We start from the raw sequence: 26554 nt of genomic DNA, 5'->3' as shown, positions 1-26554 counted from the left end.
ATCATCCTTGTTTGGAAAAAAACATTTACTTGCAAAGCGATACGAAGTAACGATAACTTATTTGAATACTCCTCAATCTTGACGCACGACTGAGATAATTCCTTCACCTGAGAGGAGAGTTTTATGGTTGGCTTCAACTTGAAAAAATCCGGTCAAAAAACATTAAAAAAATCCTCGGCAAAGATAGCTAAAACATATCAGCCATTCGAGAGCGCAATTTTAACTGTTAATCCAGGCGATCGCATTGCTAAAGAACCACAGACTTTGGTGGACAAAGCTAAACAAATTGCTGTAGATGCACCTGATATTACAGGTGACTGGATTAAGGTTCCAACTTATTTTATTTTTGAATATCCGAATGGCGAAAAAAAAGCATTACATCACGTCAAAGATGCCAAAGAAATTTCTGATGCAATTCGTCTAGCTCGTTTTGAAGAAGATGAAAATCTAATTATAGAATCACACAAACCGCATAATGTTAACTTAATCCCTTTCATTCTGGTAGTGCTATTAGTTCTATTTACTATTCCCATACTGATCGGAATATTTTAGGCAGCACGTTATAAGTCTACTGCTAAATAATTGCTGAGGGTTGTTAAAAGGGGTTGCCATTTCCGCCGCAAAGCAACGTATAATTCTGCACCTGCTTCTCGATCTGTTGCTGTTTCTATACCCTCAGCACTCAATCTTTCCACTGCATCATAATATCTTTTTTGCCAGACTAGTTCCATTTGGCGATCGCATTTTATCCGGTGTTTGGGTAGAATCGATTGAGATAGCTCGGAGAGAATATGCGTACTGCCACCCCACAATTCTGCTACTGCTGTAGAGTGTAATAGAGAACGATATTTTTCAGCATTCAATGCGCTTTTAATCAGGGTTGCCGTGTCTATTGCTAAGAGTATGACTCGCGGTAGGGTATAATATGTTTCGCGAAAGCGGAAATAAATCAGGACTGGATAGGAATGTTGTAGCTCTAGTAACTCAATCACATCTCTCGCCATATTAGAAAGATCCTGCTGAATCCCACTGAGTTCGCCACTAGCTCCCAGTCTTGCTAATAACTCTGCTGCATCCCCCGTGCCATCAGTACGATGGTATAAGCTGAGAGCAAATGTATTGCGGGTAATTAAAGCATTATAGACTGAGAGTAAGTAGGTAATTGTAATTGTAAAACTAGAAAATCCCAGTGCTGCTTCTAATAAAGTTAGTAATCGATAAGCAGCTGTTTTTGGAACTAGATCGCCTGTTCCTAGAGTAGTGAAAGAAAAGCCACTATAGTAGAGTGCGGTGATAAAATCAGTGGGCGTTTTTCCTTCGCTAGCTTGAATTGCCGAACCTAATTCTGGGAAAATAATTAAAGCAAATCCACTCATAAGTGAAGCCGCCCACACTGCTAAAATAGCAACTATCATAATAGAGCCACTATGAGCAAGTAGGCGCTCGCTTTTGCTAGGAATGACTTGTGTTACTAGGCGCAAAAAATACCATATTCCTCGGTTCAAAGGCATACTAACAACACTACTACCGAGGCGATGAAAAAGTACAGTTAGGTAAATATCTAAAAGAGTTAAAACAATTATTCCCGTACCAGCCAATTGTAGTAATAAATCCATTCCCAATCGTTTTTATCAACTTTGCTACCATTAGTTATTCGTAACTAATCGTACTGCATTTTACAGTATTTAACTCTGAGTGTACTCTTTCTGGAGGACTAATTTTGTGTGTTAAAAGAGAAATATAAATACATCAAACTTTTTAAACTTGGTAGCATAACTGTAAAATCAAATTATGCGATCGCCGCTCTAGTTAACTGACTTCATGCAGTTTGTATAGAACTTAATTGTTGAGTAAAATTTATAAATACTAATAATTGTTATCGATTGAACGTGTTACTAAAGCATAAAGCTCATCCTTTCGGCTACGTTCTTGTGTTGATATTTTTGAACTAGAGATAGAGTGAGATTGACTTCATTTGAATTAAAACTAAATATATAAGCTTCGCCAGAGTAACTAATAATTTTTTTGCTAAATATTTGACAAATTTGCCGAAATTTTAGTTGCAAGAGTTACAGAATAGATATTTTAATCAGTCAGGAGGTTAGAAGAATGGCTGGTCAAATGTGTTGGTTTCCTCGCTTAGGTGCTGATAGCGAAAAGGTTTTATATCTACGGCGATCGCCAGATAAACCTTGGCAACCTTATACGAGTTGTCCTGAATATTCTGTTCCCGACTACAAAATAGATGGCGGCTCGAAAGGATGGGCAACTTATCAAAAATTACATAAAGCAGGTTGGCAATTAATTTCTACAGCTCAAGCTCAGAGGACAAACCTAGCAATTCGATAAGCTCTGCTATAAATTCGCGCTCGCCGTCCAATTGAATAATCAAAATCTTAGGAAAGAATATGAAAAGTAAACTTTGGGTAGAGCAGCGTCATTCGCTACCAAAATTCAGCCGCGATCGCGTAGTTCGATTTATCGGTGGTAGTGGTAGAATCAAGCAATATAAACCTACTGCTGGAACCTGGTCTTATACTATTGAAATGGATATGGGGAACCCGCCAGAAATGGGCAGAATAGGTTTTGAAACAACAGTTTTATTAGATGAGGTAGATATTCAAGGAGTATTGTAGCAGCGCTAAAACTCTTACATAACTTCTAAATTGCGTTGAATCTTCTCCAGAAAACTCGCATTAAAATAGATCGAGTCAGCTTTTGCTTGCAGAAAAGAAATTCATCCTTTTGGTCAAAGACACAAGCGCTTTCAGTCTTTTAAGGTAAAAATGTAATAAAAGAAGATTCATCGCGCTCGACCTGTAGCTAGAGTAGACAGCAAATATGTAACGCAAAAGCGAATGGGAAATCTTGGAGCTGCGAACAGAAATAAATAACTCCTAAGCTAATAAATATGCAGCTTCGGGAGAGGAGAATGCCATGTTATTCCAAAATCGAACTACAGCGGGTCAAGCGTTGGCTGAGAAGTTACTAGCTTATGCTAACCGTGGCGATGTATTGGTACTAGGATTGCCTAGAGGTGGTGTACCAGTCGCCTTTGAGGTAGCACAAGCATTACACGCACCCTTAGATGTGTTTCTGGTACGTAAGCTGGGTGTCCCCGGGCAAGAAGAATTAGCAATGGGGGCGATCGCCTCTGGTGGTGTAAGAGTGCTTAACTACGATATTATTGAAGCGTTGCACTTGTCTGAAGCAGAAATCGATCGCGTTACAGCCAGACAGCAACAGGAACTAGAGCGACGGGAACGGCTCTATCGGCAAAATCTTCCTTTTCCCCAACTGCGCGATCGCACAGTCATTTTAGTAGATGATGGTCTGGCAACAGGAGCAACCATGCGGGCAGCTGTGAAAGCACTACAGTTACAGCAACCTGCGGCGATTGTCATCGCCGTGCCAGTTGCTTCTCCTGAAACCCAGCAAGAATTAGCCACTCAAGTCGATGAAATTGTCTGTGTAGAAACGCCTGCACCTTTTTACAGCGTGGGTTCTTGGTACGCTGAGTTTCCCCAAACTACCGATACACAAGTGCGCGAACTGTTGCAACAAGCTGGCACAGTCGCTAGAAATGTATCGTAGTACTTTAATTGTTAGCTGAGCGATCGCTACCTACTTTACTTTCACTTACAAAAAACTTGTCACCTCAGCCGTGCAGTGCTAACGTCAATGAGCCAGTTAGCTTTTGGTAGCAAGCCAACTCCAAACTTATGCAGCGCAGACGCTTAGCGGCTTTTATCAGTCTTGTTTTAGCCTTCTTTACTCCACCCCTCATCCCTTTTTCCGTCCTCTCCGCACCACCTAAAACCCCCAACCAAACGGTAGAATGCGAAATTCTCGTTACGGGTGCAGGACTTGCAGGTGTCGCCACTGCATACGAGGGATTGCTAGCAGGACGGACTGTCTGCATGACTGAAATTACCGATTGGATGGGAGGACAAATTTCGACTCAGGGAACTTCTGCTTTGGACGAACGCAGAACCCAACGGTTGCAGTTATTTTTCTCCCGTGGTTATTTAGAACTAAGAAAACGCATTGCCGATAAATATAATGGCAATTTAAACCCTGGTGATTGCTGGGTGAGCGATTCTTGCTTCCTGCCTCACGACGGTCACGAAATTCTTTATGATATGTTGCAGGATGCGGCAAAAAAGGGTCGCGGTCAGCTGAAATGGTTTCCTGCCACTGTGGTGAAGCAACTAGAAATTAGCCGCGCTGGATCGCAACAAACTATTCAAGGCGCGATCGCAATTCAACATAGTCCTGCTGCTGGCGCGCCACCTCTCAATACCCTACCTCTATCTCAAACAATTGAAGACTCCTATCGCTACGAAAATTCAGCTCGGTTGAATAAGGAAATTTTGCGGTTTGTACCTTTGGCGAGGCGAGAGGCGAGATACAACTGGTATGTGGTGGATGCAACGGAGACGGGGGAATTAGTTGCGCTAGCAGATGTCCCCTATCGTCTGGGGATTGATGCCCGTTCTTATTTAGAACCTTCTGCCTCTAGTGCGACTAACGATCCCTACTGCACTCAAGGCTTTACTTATACTTTTGCAATGGAGGCGACTAAAGACCCTATAGGTCACAACATTCCTCCATTTTACTCTCAATATTCTGCTTATTATAGCTACGAACTGCCGCGCTTAGCAAGCTTTCCTTTAGTATTTACCTACCGTCGCATTTGGAGTCCGAAAGACGGCGAACCCATGTCATTCGGAGGGATTAATTTTGAAGCCCCCGTACCAGATGATATTTCAATGCAGAATTGGACGTGGGGCAACGATTACCGTCCTGGTACTGCTGCCGATAATTTAATCTATACTCGCGCTCAGTTGCAGGCAAGCGGTCAACTCCTACCTGGAAATTGGTTAGGGGGACTGAGAACAGAAAGCTTGCGTAAAGCGGAAGAACACGCGATCGCTTACTTTTACTGGTTGGTGACGGGTACAACCGATTCGCAACTGGGGGACGGGGTGAAACAACCCCAACCAAACAATCGCTATTTATCTGGACTAGATTCGCCGATGGGAACGGTACACGGCTTGTCTAAGTATCCTTACATGCGGGAAGGACGACGGATTATTGGTAGACCGAGTTGGGGACAGCCAGAAGGCTTTACCGTTTGGGAAATTGATATTTCTCGCCGCAACTACAATGACGATTACTACCGTCAGACCTTATCTCCCCAGATGTATCGCCGTTTGAAAATCGCTTTGGCAGGACTGGAAACCATCAATGCGATCGCCAGTACTAAGCCACCAGAACAAATTGCCCGACGGACTCGTTCCACAATCTTTCCCGACTCAGTAGGGATCGGTCACTATGCGATCGACTTTCATCCCTGCATGACCAAAAGTCCCCCCGAACTTCCAGGAAACACCGAACGAGAAGGGGAACGCCAAGGTGCGGGTGAGGCTTATCCCTTCCAAATTCCCTTAAGAGCGATGATTCCTCAAAAGATCGATAATTTACTCGTAGCTGGAAAAAGTATTGCTACCAGTCATATCGCCTCTGCTGCTTATCGGGTACATTCTTTTGAATGGTCTGTAGGTGCAGCCGCCGGAACCACTGCTGCTTTTAGCTTAGAAAAAGCGATCGCCCCTTATCAACTCGTAGACGACTTACCCAGACGAGAACCCCTACTCGAACAGCTGCAATATCGCCTCCAACAAAACAATAATCCTACAGCCTTCCCAGATACATCAATTTTCAATCTAGATTGGGATGATTGGCGGTGAATAGGGAGCAGGGAGCGGGGAGCAGGGAGCGGGGAGCAGGGAGCGGGGAGCAGGGAGGGACAAGGGGGACAAGGGGGGCAAGGGAGACTTGAAGGATAAGGGAGACAAGTCGCAAGTCGCAATTTTGCACACTCAACTGTCAACTGTCAACCACTGCCCATTCCTTGCTATCTTGAGAGAATGTATTTTTGTGAAGTTCTGTCTGTCGTGCTATGAACAGGGTAGTTTCTACAACAGTTTACGGGATGGCAACAGCACCGACGATCGCACCTGAGAAATCGTCTCAAGTCGTCAGCAAGCTATATCCTAATTACAAGGTAATCGTGTTAGATGATGATTTCAACACGTTTCAGCATGTAGCTGAGTGTTTGATGAAGTATATACCTGGTATGACGGGCGATCGCGCTTGGGAATTAACCAATCAAGTTCACTACGAAGGTCAGGCGATCGTTTGGGTGGGACCGCAAGAACAAGCAGAACTCTATCATCAGCAACTTCGGCGTGCTGGCTTAACTATGGCTCCACTAGAGGCAGCTTAGGACAATAAATGGTTAAATATTAAAATGAAATATTAAAACTTATTAACCTATTTATGGGTAATACTAACGGTCGGCTGGTCTGGAATCACTCAACCCACATTCCAGGTTTAATTCCAGTGCTAGAACGCCTGACTCGCGTTGATGGGATTCAAACAATTACCCCTGGAGTCATTGGACGGGTAAAAGGTCACTCTCCCAAAATGCAACTTCGTATTTCCGTGCCGATTCGTGGTGGATTTAAACTCATAGCACGCCAAGGCAAGACTGTACAAGAAGTATTCATCCTGACGACTCTCAGCCAGGATGAATTAGTAACAGCAGTGACGAATGTTTTAAAATAGTGTTATTTGTCATTTGTGAGTGGTGCGCAATCTAATTGTGACTCGTGACTTGTAACTAGACTGAAATCAAAACCTAGCCACTAGTCACTAGCCACTAGCCACTAGCCACTCTCTACTGATTTACTCTTCTACTTGTCGCACGGCAAATCGATGTAGGGGTAGACAAAGAATACAAGCAAAGGTAAGAAAGTAGGACAAAGCCGCAGTGAGTTTTAAACTCATTAACAAAACTTCCCAATCTGGTAAGGTAATTTTTTGTAATCCCAAACAGATGCAGTAAAGCAACCAGTAAGTAAAGCTCATCTGCAACAAATTTTGCTCTGCTTCTTCTAGCTCGTTTACCTCTGCTGAATTAGCTCCTGAAAGCAATAACAGACCAGCAATACAGGCAATGGCAGATATAAAAGCGATCGCGTCTGCAAAGTTTAAATTTTGTATCTGCATATATGTATATCCAAAACTTTCAATTCCCATCAGTCTAAAGGAACAGTGTTTTGGTATACAAAATTAGTTACAAACTGCAACAGAATTAGGTGATTTTGTTAAAATCTTGTAATAAATCTAAATTTGTCATTTGTCATTGGTTGTTATTCTTCCCTGCTCCCTGCTCCCTACTCCCTACTCCCTAATTTAAAGTTTGCCCATAAGACAAAACCTTCAACGCGACAGCCTAAATTTTCCAACCACTGCACTAATTCATGATTGCTATTGTGCAGCACGGTATAAGTGCGATCGTAGGGAACTAGGGTCATTCTCGTGTGAGAATTTTCTACTTGCATAGTAGCAGGGCGATCGAAATATGAATTTAAAACCTTTAGCAAGCGATCGACTTTTGCTTTTTCTACAGTAATGCTAAGCAAAGAACTATCTTTTTGAGTGGCTAATAAATACAAGCGATCGCAGTTTTTTAACTTGCGTCCTAAAGCTCCTTGAGTTGGTAAAAATAATGCTGCTGCTCCAGTCAACCAATCTTGTTGATTTAAAGCAAAATATCTCCAATCACCATAGGCATATTCCAGACATTTATCGCGATTACTAGGTAGAATTAATCTTCCGTGAAAGCCATAATCAACGAGATAAATACTAACTGGATTAATGAGATTAGCAGGAGGTATAATAGTAGCAGGAGAACAAATCCATCCTCCGAGGATAACGCTGGTAATTGCTAAGGCGAAAAGAGCAAAGCGGCGTGTTTTCACATTTTAGAATCGTGTGTTTTCTTTCAGATTTAGTTGAGCTATGAAATCCTGAATTCGCTGCCACACTCCTTCTACTAAATCGGGACTGTCAGCATTAAACCATTCAATTTGAGGATATGCTCGAAACCAAGTTCGCTGTCGTTTAGCAAATTGTCGCGTATGCAATACAGTTAATTTTTTTGCTTCTTCTAAGGAGAGATCGCCAGCTAAATATTGCTTGAACTCTTGATATCCTAACGTATTGAGTAAAGGTAAATCCATGCGGTATTTTTGACACAAATACTCAACTTCAGCCACCAAACCATCAGCTACCATTTGTTCTGTACGCTGAGAAATTCGCTGAGTCAGGGCATTCGATTCACAGTCCAAACCAATTTGTAAAATTGGATAACATGGGGGATTTTCTCCCTGTTGCGTCGAGATTGGACGACCAGTAACGTAAAATACCTCCAAAGCTCTGACAGTTCGAGTGGGATCGTTGGGATGAATTTTAGTTGCAGCTACCGGATCGACTTGTTGCAACAAGGCGTAAAGCTGCTTTTGACCCAAAGATAGAAGTTGCGATCGCAATTCTGGCTGTGATGCTACTCTAGGAATCTTCATTCCCCGCACGATAGAACGGATGTACAACCCAGTTCCACCTACTAGGAGAGGGAATAGGTACAGAGACGTTGCGTGCAACGTCTCTGTACTCCTCCATTTTTCAATCAACTCGCGTGCTTGCTCCTGATACTCCGCCACGGTAAAAGTTTCAGTGGGATCGCAAATGTCAATTAAATAGTGAGGTATGAGTTGTTGCTGGCTAGGAGTAGGTTTAGCCGTGCCAAGATTAAATTCGCGATAAACTTGACGCGAATCGGCACTGATAATGACAGAATTAAGTCTTTGAGCGATAGTTATTGCCAACCCTGATTTACCCGTGGCGGTTGCTCCACAGATTGTAATCAAGCCAAATCTATGCGAAATATCAGTTTGGTACATCCCCTAGATAAATTGCTCTTTAGAATGCCCTAGAGTCGTCTTTAAGCCTATTGTGTTAGAATTTTGGTACGATTTCTTATTTTAGATATCATTGGTTAATTTAACCTCATTATCGGAGACTCCCTTGCATGACGAGCAGCTACAGCGCCGAGCAAATTCAAGTTTTGGAAGGTCTGGAACCCGTCCGCAAACGACCAGGGATGTATATCGGGACGACTGGACCGAGGGGACTCCACCATTTAGTATACGAGGTGGTAGACAACTCCATTGATGAGGCTCTAGCAGGATATTGTACTCACATAGAAATCGACTTAAACGCTGACGGCTCAGTACAAGTGGTCGATGACGGTCGCGGCATTCCTACCGACACCCATCCGCAAACGGGGAAATCAGCATTAGAAACCGTGATGACAGTATTACACGCCGGAGGTAAATTTGGCGGTGGTGGTTACAAAGTTTCTGGCGGTTTGCACGGAGTTGGGATTTCTGTCGTTAACGCGCTATCCGAATGGGTAGAAGTTACGGTTTGGCGGGATAAAAAGGTACATACCCAACGCTACGAACGGGGCGTACCGATGGGAGAACTGCAAACCAAGTCTTTTAAAGAAGCAAAGACTGGAACTGGAGTTAGGTTCAAACCCGACGCAGAAATTTTTACAGTTGGTACGGAATTTGACTATATCACGCTGGCTGGTCGCTTGCGAGAGCTAGCGTATCTAAATGCAGGGGTAAGAATTACCTTTACCGACCACCGTTTAGAACTACTCAAAAGCCAAGAACCAAAAGTTGAGACTTACGAATACAAGGGTGGGATTCGCGAGTACGTCAGCTACATCAACAACGACAAGCAAGCCTTACATGAAGAAATTATCTTCGTCCAAGGGGAACGCAACAACGTCCAAGTTGAAGTCGCTTTGCAGTGGTGTACGGATGCCTATACCGATAACTTGTTAGGCTTTGCCAACAACATTCGCACGGTGGACGGTGGGACGCATTTAGAAGGGCTGAAAACAGTTTTGACGCGGACGCTAAATGCGATCGCCCGCAAGCGAAATAAAATCAAGGATAACGAACCCAACCTCAGCGGCGAACACGTCCGTGAAGGATTAACAGGGGTAATTTCGGTCAAAGTCCCAGATCCAGAGTTTGAAGGGCAAACTAAGACAAAACTCGGTAACACGGAAGTACGGGGGATTGTTGATTCGTTAGTGGGGGAAGTGCTGACGGAATATTTAGAATTTCGCCCCAGCATTGCTGATTCGATCTTAGATAAAGCGATTCAAGCTTTCAAAGCTGCTGAAGCCGCACGCCACGCACGGGAATTAGTGCGGCGTAAATCAGTACTAGAGTCTTCGCCCCTACCAGGAAAGCTAGCAGATTGCAGTTCTAGAGATCCCGGCGAATCGGAAATCTTCATCGTAGAAGGCGATTCAGCGGGTGGGAGTGCCAAACAAGGACGCGATCGCCGCAACCAAGCCATCTTGCCTTTACGCGGTAAAATTCTCAATATTGAGAAAACCGACGATGCCAAAATCTACAAGAATACCGAGATCCAAGCATTGATCACCGCTTTAGGTTTGGGTGTAAAGGGCGAAGAATTCGATTCATCCCAACTGCGATATCACAAAATCGTGATCATGACCGATGCTGACGTGGATGGAGCGCACATCAGAACTTTGTTGCTGACATTCTTCTATCGCTATCAAAGACAACTGATCGAGCAAGGGTTTATCTATATTGCTTGTCCGCCACTATATAAACTAGAACGCGGACGCAATCACTACTATTGTTATAGCGATCGCGAACTGCAACAAAAAATCGCTGAATTCCCTGCCAACGCCAACTATACGATCCAGCGGTTCAAAGGTTTGGGAGAAATGATGCCAACTCAATTGTGGGATACCACCATGAATAATGAAACCCGCACCCTCAAACGAGTAGAGATCGAAGACGCAGCCGAAGCCGACCGGATCTTTACCGTATTAATGGGCGATCGCGTTGCCCCTCGACGCGAATTCATCGAAACTTATGGTTCTCGCCTCAACTTGGTAGAGTTGGATATTTAAAAGATGAGGAGACAGGAGACAGAAGACAGGAGACAGGAGAAAGAAGAAGGACAAGGAGAATTCTACTCCCTGCTTCCTGCTCGTCCCTGCTCCCTGCTCCCTCAAATCACAGCCGATGGTTCTTACACGTTTTTCTCAGCCGAATTTGGCGAAGCATATCACAGTCAGTTTGGGGCGCGTCAGGAAGCTGAGTTTAAGTTTGTGGAACCGACACAACTACGGCAAAAGGCGCGGCATCAAAAATCTTTACGATTATTAGATGTATGTTACGGACTGGGTTACAATACCGCTGCTGCTTTAGCAGCTATTTGGGAAGAGAATCCTAATTGTCATGTAGAAGTCGTGGGCTTAGAGTTAGATCCAACAGTACCCCAAGCGGCGATCGCCCACAATCTCCTCGATAGCTGGTCGCCACTCTTACCGAAATTAACCCAGTTAGCCACAACTCATCAAGTTACAAGCGATCGCCTACAAGCAAAGTTACTACTTGGCGATGCAAGGCAGACGATTCAAGCATTACAAGCATCTGGTTTTCAGGTAGATGCAATTTTTCTCGATCCATTTTCCCCGCCTACGTGTCCTCAGCTATGGACGGTAGAATTTTTAGGATACGTAGCTCGATGTATGCATAGTAGTGGAATTTTGGCAACTTATTCCTGTGCTGCATCTGTACGAGCGGCTTTACAAACAGCAGGATTGAAAATCGGCTCCACATCACCCGTAGGTAGGCGATCGCCTGGTACTCTAGCTAGTTGGCATGATTCTGGCTTACCCCCGCTGTCTCAGGAAGAACGAGAGCATTTACAGACCCGTGCGGCAATCCCCTATCGCGATCCTCAATTATCTGATTCAGCAGAGATAATTTGTCAAAGACGAGGGCAAGAACAACAAACCAGTTGCTTAGAACCCACTTCCCGCTGGCGCAAGCGAAGAAGTAGAGACGTTTAGCAAGTCAGTGACCAACTACCAACTACCAATTACCAATTACCAACTACCAACTACCACTCCCTAACTTGATAAAATCTAGACTATAAACCATAGTTAAAGTTAATTGTGACTGTTAAGCCAGAGTGGTTACGGGTAAAAGCGCCGCAGTGGCAGCGCGTCGGTAAAGTTAAAGACATTTTGCGGGATTTAGCCCTCAATACTGTCTGCGAAGAAGCCTCATGTCCTAATATTGGCGAGTGTTTCAATGCAGGTACGGCAACATTTTTGATTATGGGACCAGCTTGTACCCGTGCTTGTCCTTACTGCGATATTGATTTTGAGAAAAAACCTAAACCCCTAGACCCCACAGAACCACAACGCCTAGCTGAAGCAGTTCGGCGGCTGCGGCTCAATCATGTCGTGATCACTTCCGTAAATAGAGACGATTTATCGGATGGGGGTGCATCTCAGTTCGTCGGCTGTATTCAAGCGATTCGTGAGGTATCGCCCCAAACTACGATTGAGGTCTTGATTCCCGATTTATGTGCGAATTGGGAAGCTTTGGCGACGATTTTACAGGCGCAACCAGAAGTCTTAAATCACAATACAGAAACCGTTCCCCGCCTGTATCGGCGAGTACGTCCCCAAGGAGACTACGATCGCTCCTTAGAATTGTTAGAGCGATCGCGTACTTTAGCTCCTTCTGTCTACACCAAATCTGGTTTGATGGTAGGACTGGGAGAAACCGATGCTGAAATTCGCCAAGTGATGCAAGATCTACGGGCTGTAAATTGCGATATTCTCACACTAGGACAATATCTTCAACCCAGCCAAAAGCATTTAAAAATAGATAGTTTTATTGCTCCAGAACAATTTGATGCTTGGCGAGAGTATGGTGAATCGTTGGGTTTCCTGCAAGTGGTTTCTTCACCCCTCACCCGTAGTTCTTATCACGCCGAACAAGTACGGGAGTTGATGCAGCGTTATCCTCGCTAAAAAACGGATCGCTTAGTGATATTGCGAAGAATTGAGTCAGGTGGCGATCGCTTGGTTGGCTTCTAGGATTAATCCATTAACCAGATTCTAAGAGCTTTTACTCTCAGCAGTAGCAGCAATAATTAGAGAACTGGTAACCGATCGCCGATCTAACGCTATGGCTAGAATCCGAAGTCAAAAGAAGCCTCTCGCCCTAATTGCCATTATTATCTATAAAAGCTTAACTGCTTTGATACTAGCGATCGCTTCTATCGCCATCTTTTTAGCTTTAGACAAGTACCAAAGTTTATTGACGTTTGCCGATGATTATATTTTGACAGGCAAGAGGGAGATCGTTAAGTTTCTCTTAGAAAAACTCCTCGCTCTCAATCCTAAAACTTTAGAGTTTAGCGGTGTTGTCACGGGAGTATACGCCATAGTGACTATAATTGAAGCAGTTGGCTTATGGTACGAAAAAGCTTGGGCAACGATTTTAGTCCTGATATTAGTTGGAATTAGCTTGCCAGTAGAAATCTTTGAACTTATTCGAGGTGTATCTGCCATTAAACTTATAGTTTTTGCGATTAATGTAGCTTTATTTTGGTATTTACTACGCGAATTCTTGGATCGCAAACACGATCGTTATTTGTAGGGGCGCATGACAGGCACTTCTACCAATAAAAACCAGAAATAAAAAACCCTCCCGTCGTGGTGCGGAAGGGTTGCCTTGAAGTGTGGTGTGAGGAGCAGACATAGAGTCTACTTACAAACATACTAATGAGTGAATGTGACACAAAAGTGACAGGTAGATAGCGATCGCATGGAAAAAAATTATGACATCTATAGGGGCAAGCTGGGTTAAATTGGCAAGCGATTAATGTCCTTATTACAACCAATAACAACCATAGCAGAACCCTTCTCTAAGCGTTTTCTAGGATCGGGGTTGATTTCAAATTTGCCATCATGACTCACCGCTAGCAAGTTTAAACCATAGCGGTTGCGAATTTGTAGATCGCCGATTGTTTTGCCATGAAATTCGTCAGGTACGATGACTTCAACGATGCTATTATCTGGATCGAGATCGAAGCGATCGAGAATAGCTGGTTTGGTGAGCGATCGCGCTAACTCGCATCCTGCTTCATACTCAGGAAAGACAACGTGATCCGCGCCAACGCGATGTAACAATTTGCAATGAACTGCTGAAGATGCTTTTGCCACAATATGCGGTACGCCACCTTCTTTCAAGTTCAGCGTCGTAATAATACTTTCTTGTATATAGTTACCAATTGCAACAATGACCGTATCAAACTCGTAAATTCCCGCTTCTTTTAACGCTACAGAGTCAGTAGAATCAAGTTGTACGGCGTGAGCTGCAATATGTTCGCTCATGACCTGATTGACGTTTTTCTCATCAATGTCCGTAGCTAATACCTCATAACCCAACCGATGTAAAGTAGAGCAGACAGCACGCCCAAACCGTCCTAAACCAATGACCGCAAATTGGTGGTTATCTTTGCGGAGACTGCGAAAAAAACCTAAAGACGACAGATTCACACGCTTATACCTTTGCTTCAATCGGCTTTACTTCTTCTGTGAAGTAAAGTTGCTAAATCGTTCCAATTCAAATATATACCTTTACAACTCAAAAACAGCAGGTTTGCCTAGATCTTCCGATATAACTTGTTTCTAGCGATTTAACCTACAAGTAAATTTTCTTCGGGATAGTGGATAGCAGTAGGGCGAGGATCTCCTAGTACGGCTCCTATGAGTAACAAAATACCTACCCGTCCGATAAACATGGTGGCGATTAAGACTAACTTAGCCGCCGCAGAAATGTTAGCAGTAATTCCCGTCGAAAGTCCTACAGTACCAAAAGCAGAAACGACTTCAAACAAGATTTGAATAAAATCTATGTTCGGGTCAGTCAAGGAAATTAAAATAGTCGCTAATATTACAGTGGCGATCGAACCAACTAGTACGCCAACAGCTTTTAAAATCAGGTTAAGTGGAATTTGACGCTCGTAGAGTAGCACGTCCTCTTTCCCTTGTAGAATTGCCTTGGTACAACTAGTTAGCACTCGCAAAGTTGTCGTTTTTATACCTCCACCCGTACCACCTGGACTTGCACCAACAAACATAAAAGCAATAGTAAGAAATAAGCCAGCATTAGTCATTTTGCCAATATCAATTGTGTTAAATCCAGCCGTTCTCGGAGTCACAGACTGAAACCAAGCAGCTAATATTTTATTTTGCCAACTGAGATTACCAAAAGTATTAGGGTTTCTTGACTCGATTAAAAAGAAAGCAAGTGTACCTCCGATCAATAAAACCAAACTCGTGCTAATTGCCACTTTCAGATCGAGGGAAAACACAACTCTTTCTGGCTTATGTTGGAGGCGATCGCGCAGATAGATATAAAGTTGAAAAAGGACTCCATAACCAATACCGCCAAAGATAATCAATCCCGTGACGACTAAATTTAATAAAATTGACGATTGAAAACCGATAAAACTATCTTTGAATAAACTGAAACCAGCATTATTCCAAGAATTCACGCTGTGAAAAATAGATAGCCACAGGGCGCGATCGAGTCCATATTGAGGTGTAAAAACTGGTAGAAGTAGAAAAACTCCCGTAATTTCAAAAATCAACGTTACGCCAATAATCGAACGGATTAAATCGGCACTATTAGATAAACCTGTTCGGTCGAGTGCTTGTTGGATTGCGACTTTATCGCGCAGCCCAAATTTCACTCCAATCAAAACTAACAAAAAAGTGGTAGCTGTCATGTAACCCAAACCACCAATTTGTACCAAAGCAACTAAAACTACCTGTCCAAAAAACGAGAAATAAGTCCCCACATCTACTACAGATAGCCCAGTGACACAAACAGCAGAAGTAGACGTAAACAGCGCCACAATTGGGTTAGTCCAATCACCGCTACTAGAAGAAAAAGGCATCATCAATAGCAGAGTTCCAACAGCGATCACCGCTAAAAATCCTAAAGAAATAGTTCGAGGAACAGTCATTATTTTTGGTAAGTGGTAATTAGTAATTGTTAGTTAGTAGTTAGCAAGAGGAATTAATTCCGAATTCCGAATTCCGAATTCCGAATTCTTTATGGTAGGCTAATTGCGGGTTGCGTTAATACTGAGTTGTGATGAGTGCAACACTTTACGAGCGGATTGGGCAATTTTACGATTCCTCCTCTAGTTTGTGGGAACAGATGTGGGGGGAACACATGCATCATGGCTACTATGGCACAGATGGAAAACAGAGAAAAGAGCGGCGACAGGCACAAATCGATTTGATTGAAGAACTGCTGCAATGGGCAGACGTAGAGCAAGCACAGCATATCCTCGATGTCGGCTGCGGTATAGGTGGTAGTTCGCTGTATCTTGCCCAAAAATACAATGCCCAAGCCACGGGGATTACTCTCAGTCCATTTCAAGCGAATAGAGCGACTCAACGCGCTCAAACTATGGGTTTGAGTCAAAAAACCGAATTTTTAGTTGCAAATGCTCAGAATATGCCTTTTACAGACAACAGCTTTGACTTTGTGTGGGCATTAGAAAGCGGCGAACATATGCCCGATAAAGTTAAGTTCATGCAAGAGTGCTACCGCGTGCTGCAACCTGGGGGAAAACTGATAATGGTAACTTGGTGTCATCGCCCTACGGATGCTAAGTCAGGAGGCATTCTGACAGCAGACGAGCAAAAACATCTAAACGAGATTTACGAGGTATATCATTTACCTTACACGATCGCCTTACCGGAATATGAAGCGATCGCCCGCAATCTTAATTTAAACAGCATCCGTACCGCAGATTGGTCAACTGCCGTAGCGCCATTTTGGGATGTAGTCATCGATTCTGCTCTTAATCCCACGGCAATATTAGGTTTAATTTTATCTGGGTGGGAAACAATTCAAGCAGCACTATCTCTGGGGTTGATGCAGCGGGGCTACCAGCGTGGTTTAATTCGATTTGGCTTGTTATGTGGGATTAAGTAATGAAACGTACCGTCAAGACGCAGAGAACGCCGAAAGTAAAGCGATTAAATTTGGCTGAGTGGCTTTACGCTTTTTGGAAGTTCTCGCGTCCCCACACAATTATCGGTACGAGTTTAAGCGTCTTAGGAATGTATTTAATTGCCTTTGATGCGCAGATCGATCTTTCCCCACACCCGACTTTTGTACGGGCGGGTTTTGCCGATAGTTCTCTTATCGAACGCATAATTCAACTCTCGACTCCTGTACGGGCGGGTTTTGCCGATAGTTCTCTTATCGAACGCATAATTCATTGGCTAAACCCGCCCCTACACCCCTTCTTATTGGCGTGGATTGCTTGTCTGTGCGGTAATATTTACATTGTTGGCTTGAATCAACTAGAAGATGTTGAAATTGACAAAATTAATAAACCCCATTTACCAATAGCATCTGGTGAGTTTTCACGGCGTACAGGTCAAATTTTAATAGCCATAACGGGAATTTTGGCGCTGGTATTAGCTGGGACTGCTGGATGGTATTTATTTGGCATGGTAGCAATAAGTTTAGCAATTGGAACAGCTTATTCTTTACCACCAATCCGTTTAAAAAGATTTCCTTTTTGGGCAGCTTTATGCATTTTTTCTGTTAGAGGAGCAATAGTTAATTTAGGATTATTTCTACATTTCAACTGGTTATGGCAAGGAATTTTAGGAATTCCTAGCTCGGTTTGGACGCTAACTTTATTTATTGTGGTATTTACCTTTGCGATCGCAATTTTTAAGGACATTCCCGATTTGGAAGGCGATCGCCAGTATCACATCACAACTTTCACCATCGCTTTAGGGAAAGAAAAAGTTTTTAACCTAGCACTTTGGGTAATAGCTACATGTTATGTAGGTATAATAATTGCAGACATTCGAGGACTTCCCTCAGTTAACTCAACTTTTCTCATCAGTACCCACTTATTACTCTTAGCTTTGCTATGGTGGCGCAGCCGTCAAGTAAACTTACAAGATAAAAGCGCGATCGCCAGTTGCTATCAATTCATTTGGAAGCTATTTTTTTTAGAATATCTGCTGTTTCCAGTAGCTTGTTTGTTGGGAAGCTAATCGGTAATTGGTAATTGGTGGTTGATAACTGGTCGCTGGTCGCTGGTCACCGATCGCTGTTTGCTGCTTCTTTCCTGGGGAGGATGGAAATGGTACTCTGTTTATATAGGGTCTAAACAGTAGTATTAGCAATTTGAGGAAATTATGACTATGCAAATATTAATGCAAGCAGCAGCAGATGCGGCAGTAAATCAGCCCCACTTTCCAATCTCTGCAACTCTAGTATATGTAGTTGGTTTTATTGCTGCTGCGACAATTGGTTCAGTTGCTTGGTACAATTCCAAGCGTCCTGTAGGTTGGGAAGATAAAGAGCGTCCCGGCGTAGTACCAGAAGTGAAAAAAGAAGAAACTCCAGGAGTTGGCGAACCAAAGTAACAATGAAGTCAGAAGTCAGTGTAGAGACGTTACATGTAACGTCTGTTATCAGTTATTAGCGATTGGTGACTGGTGGGGAGTAAATTGATGAAAAATTCAGCCGCTAACCACTAATTACTAGCCACTAGCTAAGCACCACTCACTCATGACAAATGACCAATGACTAATGACTAATTTTGAGTCTCTACCCAACGACGGTAGAGATTTTGGATTGCGTGAATTGCGGAATTGTGGATGGAATGATGCTCTGTTTCTTCTGAATAAGAAGACTCTATTTTGTTAAGCAATTGAGCTTCTTCTAGGGCAACATTGCCATCACTATAAATTAAGCCGCCAATAGCTTCAATCAAACTTTGGTAAGCTGTTTCATTAGGGCGATCGCCTAAATATGCTTGAATCCATTCATAACATTCTGTAGGCTGTACTGTTCGGAGTTCGTTGAGTAAAGGTCGAATCTCTGGATCGTCAGCCAAATTTTTTGCTTGAGCGACTTGCTGAAGATATTTCCTTTCCTCCGGTTGAATTTTGCCGTCCAACCAAGCAGCACCGATCAAGATTTTCATTAAACTTTTGGTATTAGAATTATTAGTCATTTTTGGTAATTGGTATTGGTTGACAGTTGACAGTTGTTGCTCCTCTGCTCCCTCAGCTCCCCCAGCAGGGCGACTCTCCCTCAGCTCTCGTCCCCCTGCTCCCTGCTCCCTGCCCTCTGCTCCCTTCTCTTCAATCGAACCATAAAAAAGCCATCCATTTGATGCTGATGGGGGAATAACTTCAGCCAGCCAGCGGCGGTGAAAAATGGAGTTGCAGGAGAATTGGGTGGAAGAGGATCGATTTGCCATTGGGGATGGCTTGATAAAAACCATTCCACTGCTCTTTCATTTTCTAAAGGATGAAGAGTGCAAGTGGCGTAGACAAGAATACCATCAGGTTTAACCCAGGTAGCCGTGCGATCGAGTAGTTCTTTTTGTAGGTTAGCAAGTTCTTGTACCGATGCGGGTGTTTGTCGCCAACGAGCATCGGCGTGGCGGTGCAAAGTTCCCAATCCAGAACAGGGAGCATCGAGCAACACGCGATCGGCTATATTCGTAAATTGAGGCAAAGAACGGCTATCGCCGGGACAAATTTTTATCGATCGCAATTGTAAGCGTTCGGCATTTGTTTTAAGTTTATTCAAACGAGATGTCGTGCGATCGCAAGCCCAAATTGTCCCACGATCTTGCATTAATTCGGCTATGTGAGTTGTCTTACCTCCAGGTGCAGCACAAGCATCAATGACAACTTCTCCTGCTTGCGGATCGAGTACGTGACTCACAAGTTGAGCGCTACTATCTTGTACAGTCCACCATCCCGCACTAAATCCAGGTAAGTTCTGAATTGCACCAATACTTCCAGTCAACCTCAAAGCTTGGGGTAGATGAGGAAGCCGAGTGACAGACATCCCTGCTGCTTGCAACTGCGTTTCTACTTCTTCGATAGAAGTTTGTAAAGTATTAACTCGTAGATCGATCGCTGGCGGTTGATTAAACCATTCGCACAGTTGTTCTGTTTCTACCAAACCCAACTGTTCCAACCACAATTCAATCATCCAATTAGGGTAACTGTGTAGAATTCCCAGTCTTTCAACTGGATCTTCTGGTAATGGGTAATAGGTAGTTGGTAGTTGGTAGTTGGTAGTTGGTTGTTTTTCCCCCTTATCCCCCTTGTCTCTCCCCTCTCCCTTGTCCCCCGACTCCCGACTCCCGTACGGACGGGTTTGGAAACCCGCCCCTACCGACTCCCGAATAAATTGACGCAAAATCCCATTGACAAACCCCTTCAATCCAGATAAACCATTAGTTTTCGCCAATTCTACTGTCGTGTTGACAGCAGCAGAGGAGGGAATTTGAGTGAGGTAGCACAGCTGGTATAAGCCGAGATGGAGGATAGTGCGTAAGTCAGGGGGTTGCTGGTGAGATTTTTTTTTGGCTAAGCGATCGATTAAAGCATCGAGCGATCGCATTCTCCTAACGCTACCGTAAACTAATTCTGTTACCAAACGGCGATCGATGGCGGTTAAATTCGATTGACTGAGTACCCGATCTAAAGCGACATCTGCATAAGCATCGCGATGTACTGCCTTGAGAGCGATAAAAGCTAGTTGGCGAGGATTTTCCATGCCCGATTGTAAGTTGGATCGATCGAATACACCAACTCATTTAAGTATAGATACTAGTATGCAGCGACTTGGCGATCGGAGAAAAATTTACTGCTTTCTTCCTTTAGTCAACCCGCAGCACGATTTTACCCCGCGTCCGTCCGCTTTGGCTTAACTGGTGTGCTTGTGCGGCTTCGCTCAAGGGTAGTACGGTTTCGACATACGGTTTAACTTGCCCTGAGTCGATGAAAGTGGTAATTTCATCTAATTGCGCCGCATTTGGTTGTACGTGGGTAATCGCAACTCGCACGCTGGCACTTTCTTGTGATGAGCCGACAATTGAAACGAGTATCCCATCTGGTTTGAGAACTTTGAGCGATCGCGATCGCGTTTCACCACCAATTGTATCTAGAACCACATCGAGATCGCGCACGACATCTTCAAAAGGTGTTGCCTGATAATCTATTGCTTCGTCTACTCCCAATTTGCGGATCAATTCAGTATTACGAGCAGAAGCCGTACCAATAACACGCGCACCCTTGGCTTTTGCTAATTGCACGGCGATCGATCCGACTCCACCAGATGCAGCATGAATCAGAATTTTTTGTCCTGCCTCTAAGTACGCCGTATCAAACATTGCCTGCCAGGATGTCAGCGCTGCCACTGGTAAAGCTGCTGCTTGAATAAAGTCGATACTTTCGGGTTTTAGCGTGACTTCCGATTCTTTAGCAGCGATGTATTCAGCATACGTACCTTCCCGCCGCAAGCTAGCGTAGCCGTACACTTCATCTCCTGGCTTCAGTCGCTGCACGGCATCACCGACAGACTCCACAACTCCCGCAACATCAGCACCGAGAATATGGGGTAAATTGAAGGTTTTGCCCACATATCCCTCGCGAATCTTCCAATCTACAGGATTTACTCCTGCTGCATAAATCCGAATTAAAACTTCATCTGCTGCGGGTAGAGGTAGCGGTGCGTCTTCGTACTTCAAGACATCTGCGCCACCATAAGCGTGCATCCGAATTGCTTTCATGAATTGTATGGGTATGGAGTGGATATAGAAGTTAACCTCCAATCGCGCCGACAGCTGCCCCTTCATAAGCCGTATTCACGGCTACGTCTTTCCAAGCCTCCATCTCTGCCTTGACTGATTCTAGTTTTGTTTCAATTGCACCCACGGCATCTGCACCTAAAGCGAGTCGTAAAGGTGGGTTATCGCTATTTACGGCTTGAATCATTGCCTCGGCTGCTTTGACGGGATCGCCCGGTTGCTTGCCATCCATATCTTGCAGCCACTGACGGAAACCACCAACTATAGGTTCGTAGTCTGCGATTTGCGTATCAGCTAGGACGAGCGATCGCCCGTTAAAATCCGTCCTAAACGCCCCTGGTTCGACGATGATAATTTTAATCCCTAACGACTCTACTTCCTTGACAAGTGCTTCAGACAAGGCTTCTAGAGCAAACTTAGTCGCACAGTAAATTCCAGCACCAGGAAAAGACACAAAACCACCCACCGAAGAAAGGTTGAGAATGTATCCACTGCGGTGCTGTCGCATTGAGGGTAGCACTGCTCGCATCATGTTCAGCGCCCCAAAAACATTCGTTTCAAACTGGCGGCGAGTTGCTTCATCGCTGAGTTCTTCCAACGCCCCCATCGTACCGTAGCCAGCATTATTTACCAGTACGTCAATGCATCCGAATTTAGCGATCGCCGTTTCTACTGCTGCCTTGACTTGTTCTGGCTGAGTCACGTCTAGCTGCACTGCTAGAGCGCGATCGGGATATTTTGTCTGAATATCTTCAACATTTTGGGGATTTCGTGCTGTTACCACGACTTTCTCACCCCGATCTAATACTGCTTGAGCGATCGCTCTCCCGAAACCACTGGAACTACCTGTAATCAACCACACACGAGAATTTTGCACAGATGTCATAAAACTTTCCAATTGCTGAATTGGTTTACTCTATTGCGCGATCGAATTGTTAGTTGTACGTTTTGGTTTGAAATTTTTAACCAAACTCAATTTGGTGCGATACAGCTAGCTGAGAACAAGAAAAGTATCGCTTAATTCTTACACTCGCTACTTTCTTAATTTCTGCTTTGTATTTTCAACGAGCGATAGTTCCTCATGCATATTTCAAGGTAGAACAATGAGAGCTATATTGTCAACTCAATTGCCGACCTATCGATCGTCAACTCGATTAAATCATGTATTGATAAATCCCAATTAAGTTTCCATCAGGATCGCGTAGATAAGCAGTTTTGAGATCGTAACTAGGATTAGCCATTGGCTCTCTAGTCAATTTAATTCCCTTTTGTTTTAATTCGTGACAAACTGTTTCTACATCGGCAACTACAAAAACTAATACGGCGCGATCTTGGCATTCTGCATGAAGTGGGAGGCGATCGCTACCGATTATTCCTGCCATTTCTTGCCGCTGCGATATTGCTAATTTCATATCTCCAGCCGCAAACTCAGCATATCCTTCCTGACTCGCATCTACTATTACCTTAAATTCCAAAATATCCCGATAGAAAGCAAAGCAAGCTTTCAAATCGGTAACTAAAAGTCTAGTGTAAGAATTACGAACTTGCATGATTTAGTTATCAGTTGTCAGTTATCAGTTGTCAGTGTATGGACGTTACATCTAACGTCTATTCAAAGTTATCAGTATCAGATGTTAGCCGTTATACGAAGTTTTGACTTTTAACTTTTGACTTTTGACTTTTGTTCCTTGGGTTCGGTAAAAACAACTCAGTTACAGCAATCCTCAATCGATCGCACCTTCGGTTACAGTCAGCTTTTTACACTGATAACTGTCAACTGTCAACCAACTACCAATTGACGCGCCTCTATCGGTTCTCCTGTCAAACTGAAAGCCCGTACTTCGGTAATTTTGACTGTAACTAAATTCCCTTTAAGCTGGATAATATCGCCATCAAAGAACGTCAAACGATTTCCTCGCGTCCTCCCCATCACTTGCTGGGGGTTTTTGGGGTTTTGGTCTTCGACTAAAACTTCCTCAACTCTACCTAAATAACGTTGCGATCGCGCTTGAGCTGTGGTGGCGACTAAATGATTTAATCTTTGTAGGCGATCGCTCTTGACTTCTTCACTTAATTGTGCATCCCACAAAGCAGCGGGAGTTCCGGGACGCGGAGAATAAGCAGCTGTATTCAAATGGTCGAAACTAATATCTGCCACTAATTTGAGCGTGTTTTCAAACTGCGCCTCAGTTTCTCCAGGAAAGCCGACAATCGCATCAGCACTAATTGAAGCATCGGGCATCAATTGCCGAATTTTATCGATAATCCGCCGATATTTTTCGTGAGTGTACCCCCGTGACATCCTTTTGAGGACTTCATTATCTCCCGATTGGAAGGGAATATGAAAATGTTCGCATACTTTGGGTAACTCCGCACAAGCACGAATTAATCGTTCGGTGAAATAACGCGGGTGGCTGGTAGCAAAACGGAGGCGATCGACCCCTGGTACGTCGTGGACGTAGTAGAGTAAATCTGTCAGCGTGTGTAAGTGTCTGCCTTCTGGGGTTGTTCCTGGTAAGTCGCGCCCATAAGCATCGATATTTTGACCGAGTAAGGTAATTTCTTTATATCCCTGCTTGCCCAACTCTACCATCTCGGCTTTAATCGCCTCCGGCGTGCGAGACTGTTCTACACCACGCACGTTGGGAACCACACAATAAGTACAGCGTTCGTTGCAACCGTAGATAACATTTACCCAAGCCGTTACGGTACTATCGCGGCGCGGTTTCGTAATATCTTCGACAATTTGAATTGGTTCTGTCGCTACAACTTGATTGCCGTCGAATACTTGCTCTAACAATTCTTCTAAACGATTGGCATGTTGGGGTCCCATGACGAGATCGATTTCCGGTACTCGTCGCAGCAGTGTTTCGCCTTCCTGCTGTGCCACGCAACCAGCGACAACTATTGTCAAGTCTGCTTGTTCCTGCTTGCGCTTCGCCTGTCTGCCCAGGTAAGAATAAACTTTTTGCTCGGCGTTGTCCCGAATCGTGCAAGTATTGTAGAGGAGTAAACTTGCTTCATTTGGGTCTTCTGACCACTCGAAGCCCATATCCTCAAGGATGCCAGCCATGCGTTCGGAGTCAGCCTTGTTCATCTGGCAGCCAAAAGTCGTTATGTGATAGCGGCGGTTAGGAGCGATCATTACGTGCAGACAAGTTCTGGTTTAGCTTTACATTCACCCATTATAGATTTTTGCACGAATTTTTACGGTTCTAGCTCGACTCGGAGCTGAGCTATCAGCCATTTAGTCAAAAATATTACTGTAAGAAAGTTTTTCTTACGCAACATTACCGTATGATAAATGTTACTACCCCTGAAATGGGTGCAAATATTAAAGATGACAAAAGTTTCTGTTATTGTTCTGGTTTACAAGAGTGAACCATATATTGCAGCGACAATTCATTCCGTGTTAGTACAAACTTACAAAAACTTTGAAATTCTAGTCATTGATGACGGTTCGCCCGATCGCAGTGTAGAAATTTGTCAGCAATTTGACGATCCGAGAATTAGAATTATTCGTCAAGAAAATCGCGGCGTACCAGCGGCGAGAAACACGGGAATTCGTCACGCAAAAGGAGAATACATTGCCTTTTTAGATGGAGACGATTTGTGGTTGCCAGAAAAATTAGAAAAACAAATTGTGCATTTAGAATCATCTCCTTTTGTTGGCATGAGTTTTTGTCGTTCTAGTTTTATTGATGAACATGGTAAGTGTTTAGGAACTTATCAAATGCCAAAACTAAAAGGAATTAATTTATCATATCTACTTCGTTGTAATCCAATTGGAAATGGTTCGGCAGGAGTCATACGTCGCAAGGTATTAGAAGACATCAAATTCACGCATCAGCAGTATGGCAATTTTGAAGACTGTTATTTTGACGAACAATTCAGGATATCGGGAGGAGAAACCGATTTTTTACTACGGATTCTGATTCAAACTCAGTGGAAAATTGAAGGTATTCCCGCAGCTTTAACGCTATATAGAGTCAATTCTGGAGGGATGACGGCAAACTTACTGAAGCGGTTAGAATCTGCCAGCCAAGAAGTTGAAAAAACTCGTTTATACGCCCCAGAATTAAACTTGCGTTGGCGCGGAGTAATAAAATCTTATTACATCAGGTATTTAGCCCGCAGTGCCGTTCGGTTTCGGAAAGGAAAAACAGCTGTTAAATTAATTCATCTAGCTTTAGCTAATTATTGGAAATTAATATTTGAGGAACCCTATCGAACTCTCTCAACCCTAATAGCTGCTCACTTGCTCCTGCTACTACCACAAAAATTATATAATCGAATTGAGCCTTTAGTTGTCAAAGCGATCGGCACTATCCAAGAACGAAAAATTAGGCGGGATACTTTTATCAGTGACCAGTTACCAGTTACCAGTTACCAGTTACCAATTACCGATTTCCAATCCAAAATCCGTGCATCTAAAATCTAAAAGTATCAGATGAATACTAAAGAGCAAATTTTACAAGAAATCGATTCTCTGAGCGAAACTCAATTGCAAACACTTTTGGCAATGATTCACTCAATGAAGCCAAAGCCAGAAGTAACAACTCAAAGTCAGGCAGTTCAAGGTTTCTTAGCCTCTCTTGAAGAACGTCATGAGGTTTATCGTCGCCTTGCAGACTCCTGAATTTTTAGAAATAAATGATATTCTTACGATCCACCAAATTTTACTAGAAGAGTTTGGTGGTATGCCTGGTATCAGAGATAAAGGCTTACTGGAATCTGCCATCTTCCAACCAAAAGCAACTTTCTTTGGTGAGTTACTGCATCCTACGATTTACGCACAAGCAGCTGCTTATCTCTATCATATTGCCAAAAATCATCCATTTCTAGATGGCAATAAGCGTACTGCTTTTGGTGCAATGGAAGCGTTTTTGCGTTTAAATGGCTGCAATTTAAGTTTTTCTGATGAGCAAGCCTACCAAATAGTACTACAAGTAGCTCAAGGTGAAATTAGTAAGGAAGAACTTACCTTACTATTGAAACAACACATACAGCCACAGTAAGCGATCGCCAGATATTTCTCGCTCGATTTGTCATATTTTCTCATAATTATAAATAATAGTGGGAGGTGCGATCGCAGACAAACAGACAACCA

Annotated in this window: 29 protein-coding genes; 17 read left to right on the top strand and 12 right to left on the bottom strand. The window is 43.6% G+C overall.

Annotation, left to right across the window (positions count from 1 at the left end; all coding sequences use genetic code 11):
• The first annotated feature begins 123 nt into the window (after positions 1–123).
• Positions 124–552 carry a hypothetical protein gene (locus H6G17_RS14055; protein WP_192158084.1) on the top strand — a complete coding sequence of 143 codons (429 nt, stop codon included), beginning with the start codon at positions 124–126 and terminating at the stop codon, positions 550–552.
• Between the two features lie 8 nt (positions 553–560).
• Here the strand turns inward: H6G17_RS14055 and H6G17_RS14050 are convergent, their stop codons facing one another.
• Positions 561–1616 (bottom strand): potassium channel family protein, encoded by a 1056-nt coding sequence (locus H6G17_RS14050; protein WP_192158082.1) that lies wholly within the window; start codon positions 1614–1616, stop codon positions 561–563.
• Between the two features lie 493 nt (positions 1617–2109).
• Between H6G17_RS14050 and H6G17_RS14045 the strand changes: the two genes are divergently transcribed.
• The 6 genes from H6G17_RS14045 to H6G17_RS14020 all read left to right on the top strand — a co-directional run bounded on the left by H6G17_RS14045 (position 2110) and on the right by H6G17_RS14020 (position 6633).
• Positions 2110–2349, top strand: coding sequence for a hypothetical protein (locus H6G17_RS14045; protein ID WP_192158080.1), 240 nt, complete (start codon positions 2110–2112; stop codon positions 2347–2349).
• A gap of 59 nt (positions 2350–2408) precedes the next feature.
• Positions 2409–2636, top strand: coding sequence for a hypothetical protein (locus tag H6G17_RS14040; RefSeq protein ID WP_192158078.1), 228 nt, complete (start codon positions 2409–2411; stop codon positions 2634–2636).
• Positions 2637–2937: 301 nt separating this feature from the next.
• Positions 2938–3594 carry a phosphoribosyltransferase gene (locus tag H6G17_RS14035; RefSeq protein ID WP_192158077.1) on the top strand — a complete coding sequence of 219 codons (657 nt, stop codon included), beginning with the start codon at positions 2938–2940 and terminating at the stop codon, positions 3592–3594.
• 128 nt (positions 3595–3722) lie between these two features.
• On the top strand, positions 3723–5753 hold the full coding sequence (locus H6G17_RS14030) for an FAD-dependent oxidoreductase (protein WP_192158074.1): 2031 nt from the start codon (positions 3723–3725) through the stop codon (positions 5751–5753).
• A gap of 245 nt (positions 5754–5998) precedes the next feature.
• Positions 5999–6292 carry an ATP-dependent Clp protease adapter ClpS gene (clpS, locus tag H6G17_RS14025; RefSeq protein ID WP_242038389.1) on the top strand — a complete coding sequence of 98 codons (294 nt, stop codon included), beginning with the start codon at positions 5999–6001 and terminating at the stop codon, positions 6290–6292.
• Positions 6293–6345: 53 nt separating this feature from the next.
• Positions 6346–6633, top strand: coding sequence for a DUF2103 domain-containing protein (locus tag H6G17_RS14020; RefSeq protein WP_192158070.1), 288 nt, complete (start codon positions 6346–6348; stop codon positions 6631–6633).
• A 120-nt stretch (positions 6634–6753) separates the two neighbouring features.
• On the opposite strand, the gene H6G17_RS14015 is transcribed toward H6G17_RS14020, so the two are convergent.
• The 3 genes from H6G17_RS14015 to miaA form a co-directional block, all read right to left on the bottom strand.
• Positions 6754–7077 carry a hypothetical protein gene (locus H6G17_RS14015; RefSeq protein ID WP_192158068.1) on the bottom strand — a complete coding sequence of 108 codons (324 nt, stop codon included), beginning with the start codon at positions 7075–7077 and terminating at the stop codon, positions 6754–6756.
• Between the two features lie 167 nt (positions 7078–7244).
• On the bottom strand, positions 7245–7832 hold the full coding sequence (locus H6G17_RS14010; protein WP_192158066.1) for a DUF2459 domain-containing protein: 588 nt from the start codon (positions 7830–7832) through the stop codon (positions 7245–7247).
• 3 nt (positions 7833–7835) lie between these two features.
• Positions 7836–8813, bottom strand: coding sequence for a tRNA (adenosine(37)-N6)-dimethylallyltransferase MiaA (gene miaA, locus H6G17_RS14005; protein WP_192158064.1), 978 nt, complete (start codon positions 8811–8813; stop codon positions 7836–7838).
• A 128-nt stretch (positions 8814–8941) separates the two neighbouring features.
• Here miaA and gyrB point away from each other — a divergent pair, with 128 nt between their 5' ends.
• The 4 genes from gyrB (at position 8942) to H6G17_RS13985 (ending at position 13433) form a co-directional block, all read left to right on the top strand.
• Positions 8942–10879: a DNA topoisomerase (ATP-hydrolyzing) subunit B gene (gene gyrB / locus H6G17_RS14000; protein WP_192158063.1), complete on the top strand. Its 1938-nt coding sequence runs from the start codon at positions 8942–8944 to the stop codon at positions 10877–10879.
• 3 nt (positions 10880–10882) lie between these two features.
• Positions 10883–11827: an MnmC family methyltransferase gene (locus H6G17_RS13995; RefSeq protein ID WP_242038381.1), complete on the top strand. Its 945-nt coding sequence runs from the start codon at positions 10883–10885 to the stop codon at positions 11825–11827.
• Between the two features lie 105 nt (positions 11828–11932).
• On the top strand, positions 11933–12802 hold the full coding sequence (lipA, locus tag H6G17_RS13990; RefSeq protein ID WP_192158059.1) for a lipoyl synthase: 870 nt from the start codon (positions 11933–11935) through the stop codon (positions 12800–12802).
• Between the two features lie 157 nt (positions 12803–12959).
• On the top strand, positions 12960–13433 hold the full coding sequence (locus tag H6G17_RS13985; protein WP_192158056.1) for a DUF2127 domain-containing protein: 474 nt from the start codon (positions 12960–12962) through the stop codon (positions 13431–13433).
• 206 nt (positions 13434–13639) lie between these two features.
• On the opposite strand, the gene H6G17_RS13980 is transcribed toward H6G17_RS13985, so the two are convergent.
• Both H6G17_RS13980 and H6G17_RS13975 read right to left on the bottom strand, forming a co-directional pair.
• Positions 13640–14335: an NAD-binding protein gene (locus H6G17_RS13980; protein WP_192158054.1), complete on the bottom strand. Its 696-nt coding sequence runs from the start codon at positions 14333–14335 to the stop codon at positions 13640–13642.
• 140 nt (positions 14336–14475) lie between these two features.
• A complete protein-coding gene (locus tag H6G17_RS13975; protein ID WP_192158052.1) occupies positions 14476–15810 on the bottom strand; it encodes a TrkH family potassium uptake protein in 1335 nt (444 codons plus the stop codon).
• 131 nt (positions 15811–15941) lie between these two features.
• Here H6G17_RS13975 and H6G17_RS13970 point away from each other — a divergent pair, with 131 nt between their 5' ends.
• The 3 genes from H6G17_RS13970 to H6G17_RS13960 all read left to right on the top strand — a co-directional run bounded on the left by H6G17_RS13970 (position 15942) and on the right by H6G17_RS13960 (position 18253).
• The gene (locus H6G17_RS13970) at positions 15942–16793 is read left to right on the top strand and encodes a methyltransferase domain-containing protein (RefSeq protein ID WP_192158050.1); all 852 of its coding nucleotides are present in this window, start codon (positions 15942–15944) and stop codon (positions 16791–16793) included.
• On the top strand, positions 16793–17878 hold the full coding sequence (locus tag H6G17_RS13965; RefSeq protein ID WP_192158048.1) for a homogentisate phytyltransferase: 1086 nt from the start codon (positions 16793–16795) through the stop codon (positions 17876–17878). The genes H6G17_RS13970 and H6G17_RS13965 overlap by 1 nt, the downstream gene beginning before the upstream one ends.
• 150 nt (positions 17879–18028) lie before the next feature.
• On the top strand, positions 18029–18253 hold the full coding sequence (locus H6G17_RS13960) for a hypothetical protein (protein WP_192158134.1): 225 nt from the start codon (positions 18029–18031) through the stop codon (positions 18251–18253).
• Between the two features lie 170 nt (positions 18254–18423).
• Here H6G17_RS13960 and H6G17_RS13955 read toward each other — a convergent pair whose 3' ends face one another.
• From H6G17_RS13955 to miaB, 6 genes are all read right to left on the bottom strand, one after another.
• Positions 18424–18846 (bottom strand): TerB family tellurite resistance protein, encoded by a 423-nt coding sequence (locus H6G17_RS13955; protein WP_192158046.1) that lies wholly within the window; start codon positions 18844–18846, stop codon positions 18424–18426.
• Between the two features lie 80 nt (positions 18847–18926).
• Positions 18927–20411 (bottom strand): 16S rRNA (cytosine(967)-C(5))-methyltransferase, encoded by a 1485-nt coding sequence (locus H6G17_RS13950; RefSeq protein ID WP_192158044.1) that lies wholly within the window; start codon positions 20409–20411, stop codon positions 18927–18929.
• A 103-nt stretch (positions 20412–20514) separates the two neighbouring features.
• Positions 20515–21426 (bottom strand): NADP-dependent oxidoreductase, encoded by a 912-nt coding sequence (locus tag H6G17_RS13945; RefSeq protein ID WP_192158132.1) that lies wholly within the window; start codon positions 21424–21426, stop codon positions 20515–20517.
• A gap of 31 nt (positions 21427–21457) precedes the next feature.
• A complete protein-coding gene (locus H6G17_RS13940) occupies positions 21458–22330 on the bottom strand; it encodes an oxidoreductase (protein WP_192158042.1) in 873 nt (290 codons plus the stop codon).
• Between the two features lie 268 nt (positions 22331–22598).
• Positions 22599–22994: a VOC family protein gene (locus H6G17_RS13935; protein WP_192158040.1), complete on the bottom strand. Its 396-nt coding sequence runs from the start codon at positions 22992–22994 to the stop codon at positions 22599–22601.
• Between the two features lie 230 nt (positions 22995–23224).
• A complete protein-coding gene (gene miaB / locus H6G17_RS13930; protein ID WP_192158038.1) occupies positions 23225–24589 on the bottom strand; it encodes a tRNA (N6-isopentenyl adenosine(37)-C2)-methylthiotransferase MiaB in 1365 nt (454 codons plus the stop codon).
• 195 nt (positions 24590–24784) lie between these two features.
• On the opposite strand from miaB, the gene H6G17_RS13925 reads away from it, so the two are divergent.
• From H6G17_RS13925 to H6G17_RS13915, 3 genes are read left to right on the top strand one after another with little or no spacing between them, the layout of a single operon-like run.
• Positions 24785–25885, top strand: coding sequence for a glycosyltransferase family 2 protein (locus H6G17_RS13925; protein WP_242038380.1), 1101 nt, complete (start codon positions 24785–24787; stop codon positions 25883–25885).
• A 9-nt stretch (positions 25886–25894) separates the two neighbouring features.
• Positions 25895–26083, top strand: a complete 189-nt coding sequence (locus H6G17_RS13920) for a DUF2281 domain-containing protein (RefSeq protein WP_192158036.1) — start codon at positions 25895–25897, stop codon at positions 26081–26083.
• Positions 26070–26462, top strand: coding sequence for a type II toxin-antitoxin system death-on-curing family toxin (locus H6G17_RS13915; RefSeq protein WP_192158130.1), 393 nt, complete (start codon positions 26070–26072; stop codon positions 26460–26462). The genes H6G17_RS13920 and H6G17_RS13915 overlap by 14 nt, the downstream gene beginning before the upstream one ends.
• Positions 26463–26554 lie beyond the last annotated feature (92 nt).

It is taken from the genome of Chroococcidiopsis sp. [FACHB-1243] (assembly GCF_014696895.1).
In the GTDB taxonomy this organism is placed as follows: domain Bacteria; phylum Cyanobacteriota; class Cyanobacteriia; order Cyanobacteriales; family Chroococcidiopsidaceae; genus Chroococcidiopsis.
Note: the sequence above shows the minus strand (reverse complement) of the source record. Positions and strands in the feature narration are given on the sequence as shown.

Coding starts and splice junctions, on each gene's coding strand:
- H6G17_RS14055 (WP_192158084.1), top strand. CDS start 124: ATGGTTGGCTTCAACTTGAAAAAATCCGGTCAAAAAACATTAAAAAAA.
- H6G17_RS14050 (WP_192158082.1), bottom strand. CDS start 1,616: ATGGATTTATTACTACAATTGGCTGGTACGGGAATAATTGTTTTAACT.
- H6G17_RS14045 (WP_192158080.1), top strand. CDS start 2,110: ATGGCTGGTCAAATGTGTTGGTTTCCTCGCTTAGGTGCTGATAGCGAA.
- H6G17_RS14040 (WP_192158078.1), top strand. CDS start 2,409: ATGAAAAGTAAACTTTGGGTAGAGCAGCGTCATTCGCTACCAAAATTC.
- H6G17_RS14035 (WP_192158077.1), top strand. CDS start 2,938: ATGTTATTCCAAAATCGAACTACAGCGGGTCAAGCGTTGGCTGAGAAG.
- H6G17_RS14030 (WP_192158074.1), top strand. CDS start 3,723: ATGCAGCGCAGACGCTTAGCGGCTTTTATCAGTCTTGTTTTAGCCTTC.
- clpS (WP_242038389.1), top strand. CDS start 5,999: ATGGCAACAGCACCGACGATCGCACCTGAGAAATCGTCTCAAGTCGTC.
- H6G17_RS14020 (WP_192158070.1), top strand. CDS start 6,346: ATGGGTAATACTAACGGTCGGCTGGTCTGGAATCACTCAACCCACATT.
- H6G17_RS14015 (WP_192158068.1), bottom strand. CDS start 7,077: ATGCAGATACAAAATTTAAACTTTGCAGACGCGATCGCTTTTATATCT.
- miaA (WP_192158064.1), bottom strand. CDS start 8,813: ATGTACCAAACTGATATTTCGCATAGATTTGGCTTGATTACAATCTGT.
- gyrB (WP_192158063.1), top strand. CDS start 8,942: ATGACGAGCAGCTACAGCGCCGAGCAAATTCAAGTTTTGGAAGGTCTG.
- H6G17_RS13995 (WP_242038381.1), top strand. CDS start 10,883: ATGAGGAGACAGGAGACAGAAGACAGGAGACAGGAGAAAGAAGAAGGA.
- H6G17_RS13985 (WP_192158056.1), top strand. CDS start 12,960: ATGGCTAGAATCCGAAGTCAAAAGAAGCCTCTCGCCCTAATTGCCATT.
- H6G17_RS13975 (WP_192158052.1), bottom strand. CDS start 15,810: ATGACTGTTCCTCGAACTATTTCTTTAGGATTTTTAGCGGTGATCGCT.
- H6G17_RS13970 (WP_192158050.1), top strand. CDS start 15,942: ATGAGTGCAACACTTTACGAGCGGATTGGGCAATTTTACGATTCCTCC.
- H6G17_RS13965 (WP_192158048.1), top strand. CDS start 16,793: ATGAAACGTACCGTCAAGACGCAGAGAACGCCGAAAGTAAAGCGATTA.
- H6G17_RS13960 (WP_192158134.1), top strand. CDS start 18,029: ATGCAAATATTAATGCAAGCAGCAGCAGATGCGGCAGTAAATCAGCCC.
- H6G17_RS13955 (WP_192158046.1), bottom strand. CDS start 18,846: ATGACTAATAATTCTAATACCAAAAGTTTAATGAAAATCTTGATCGGT.
- H6G17_RS13950 (WP_192158044.1), bottom strand. CDS start 20,411: ATGGAAAATCCTCGCCAACTAGCTTTTATCGCTCTCAAGGCAGTACAT.
- H6G17_RS13945 (WP_192158132.1), bottom strand. CDS start 21,426: ATGAAAGCAATTCGGATGCACGCTTATGGTGGCGCAGATGTCTTGAAG.
- H6G17_RS13940 (WP_192158042.1), bottom strand. CDS start 22,330: ATGACATCTGTGCAAAATTCTCGTGTGTGGTTGATTACAGGTAGTTCC.
- H6G17_RS13935 (WP_192158040.1), bottom strand. CDS start 22,994: ATGCAAGTTCGTAATTCTTACACTAGACTTTTAGTTACCGATTTGAAA.
- miaB (WP_192158038.1), bottom strand. CDS start 24,589: ATGATCGCTCCTAACCGCCGCTATCACATAACGACTTTTGGCTGCCAG.
- H6G17_RS13925 (WP_242038380.1), top strand. CDS start 24,785: ATGACAAAAGTTTCTGTTATTGTTCTGGTTTACAAGAGTGAACCATAT.
- H6G17_RS13920 (WP_192158036.1), top strand. CDS start 25,895: ATGAATACTAAAGAGCAAATTTTACAAGAAATCGATTCTCTGAGCGAA.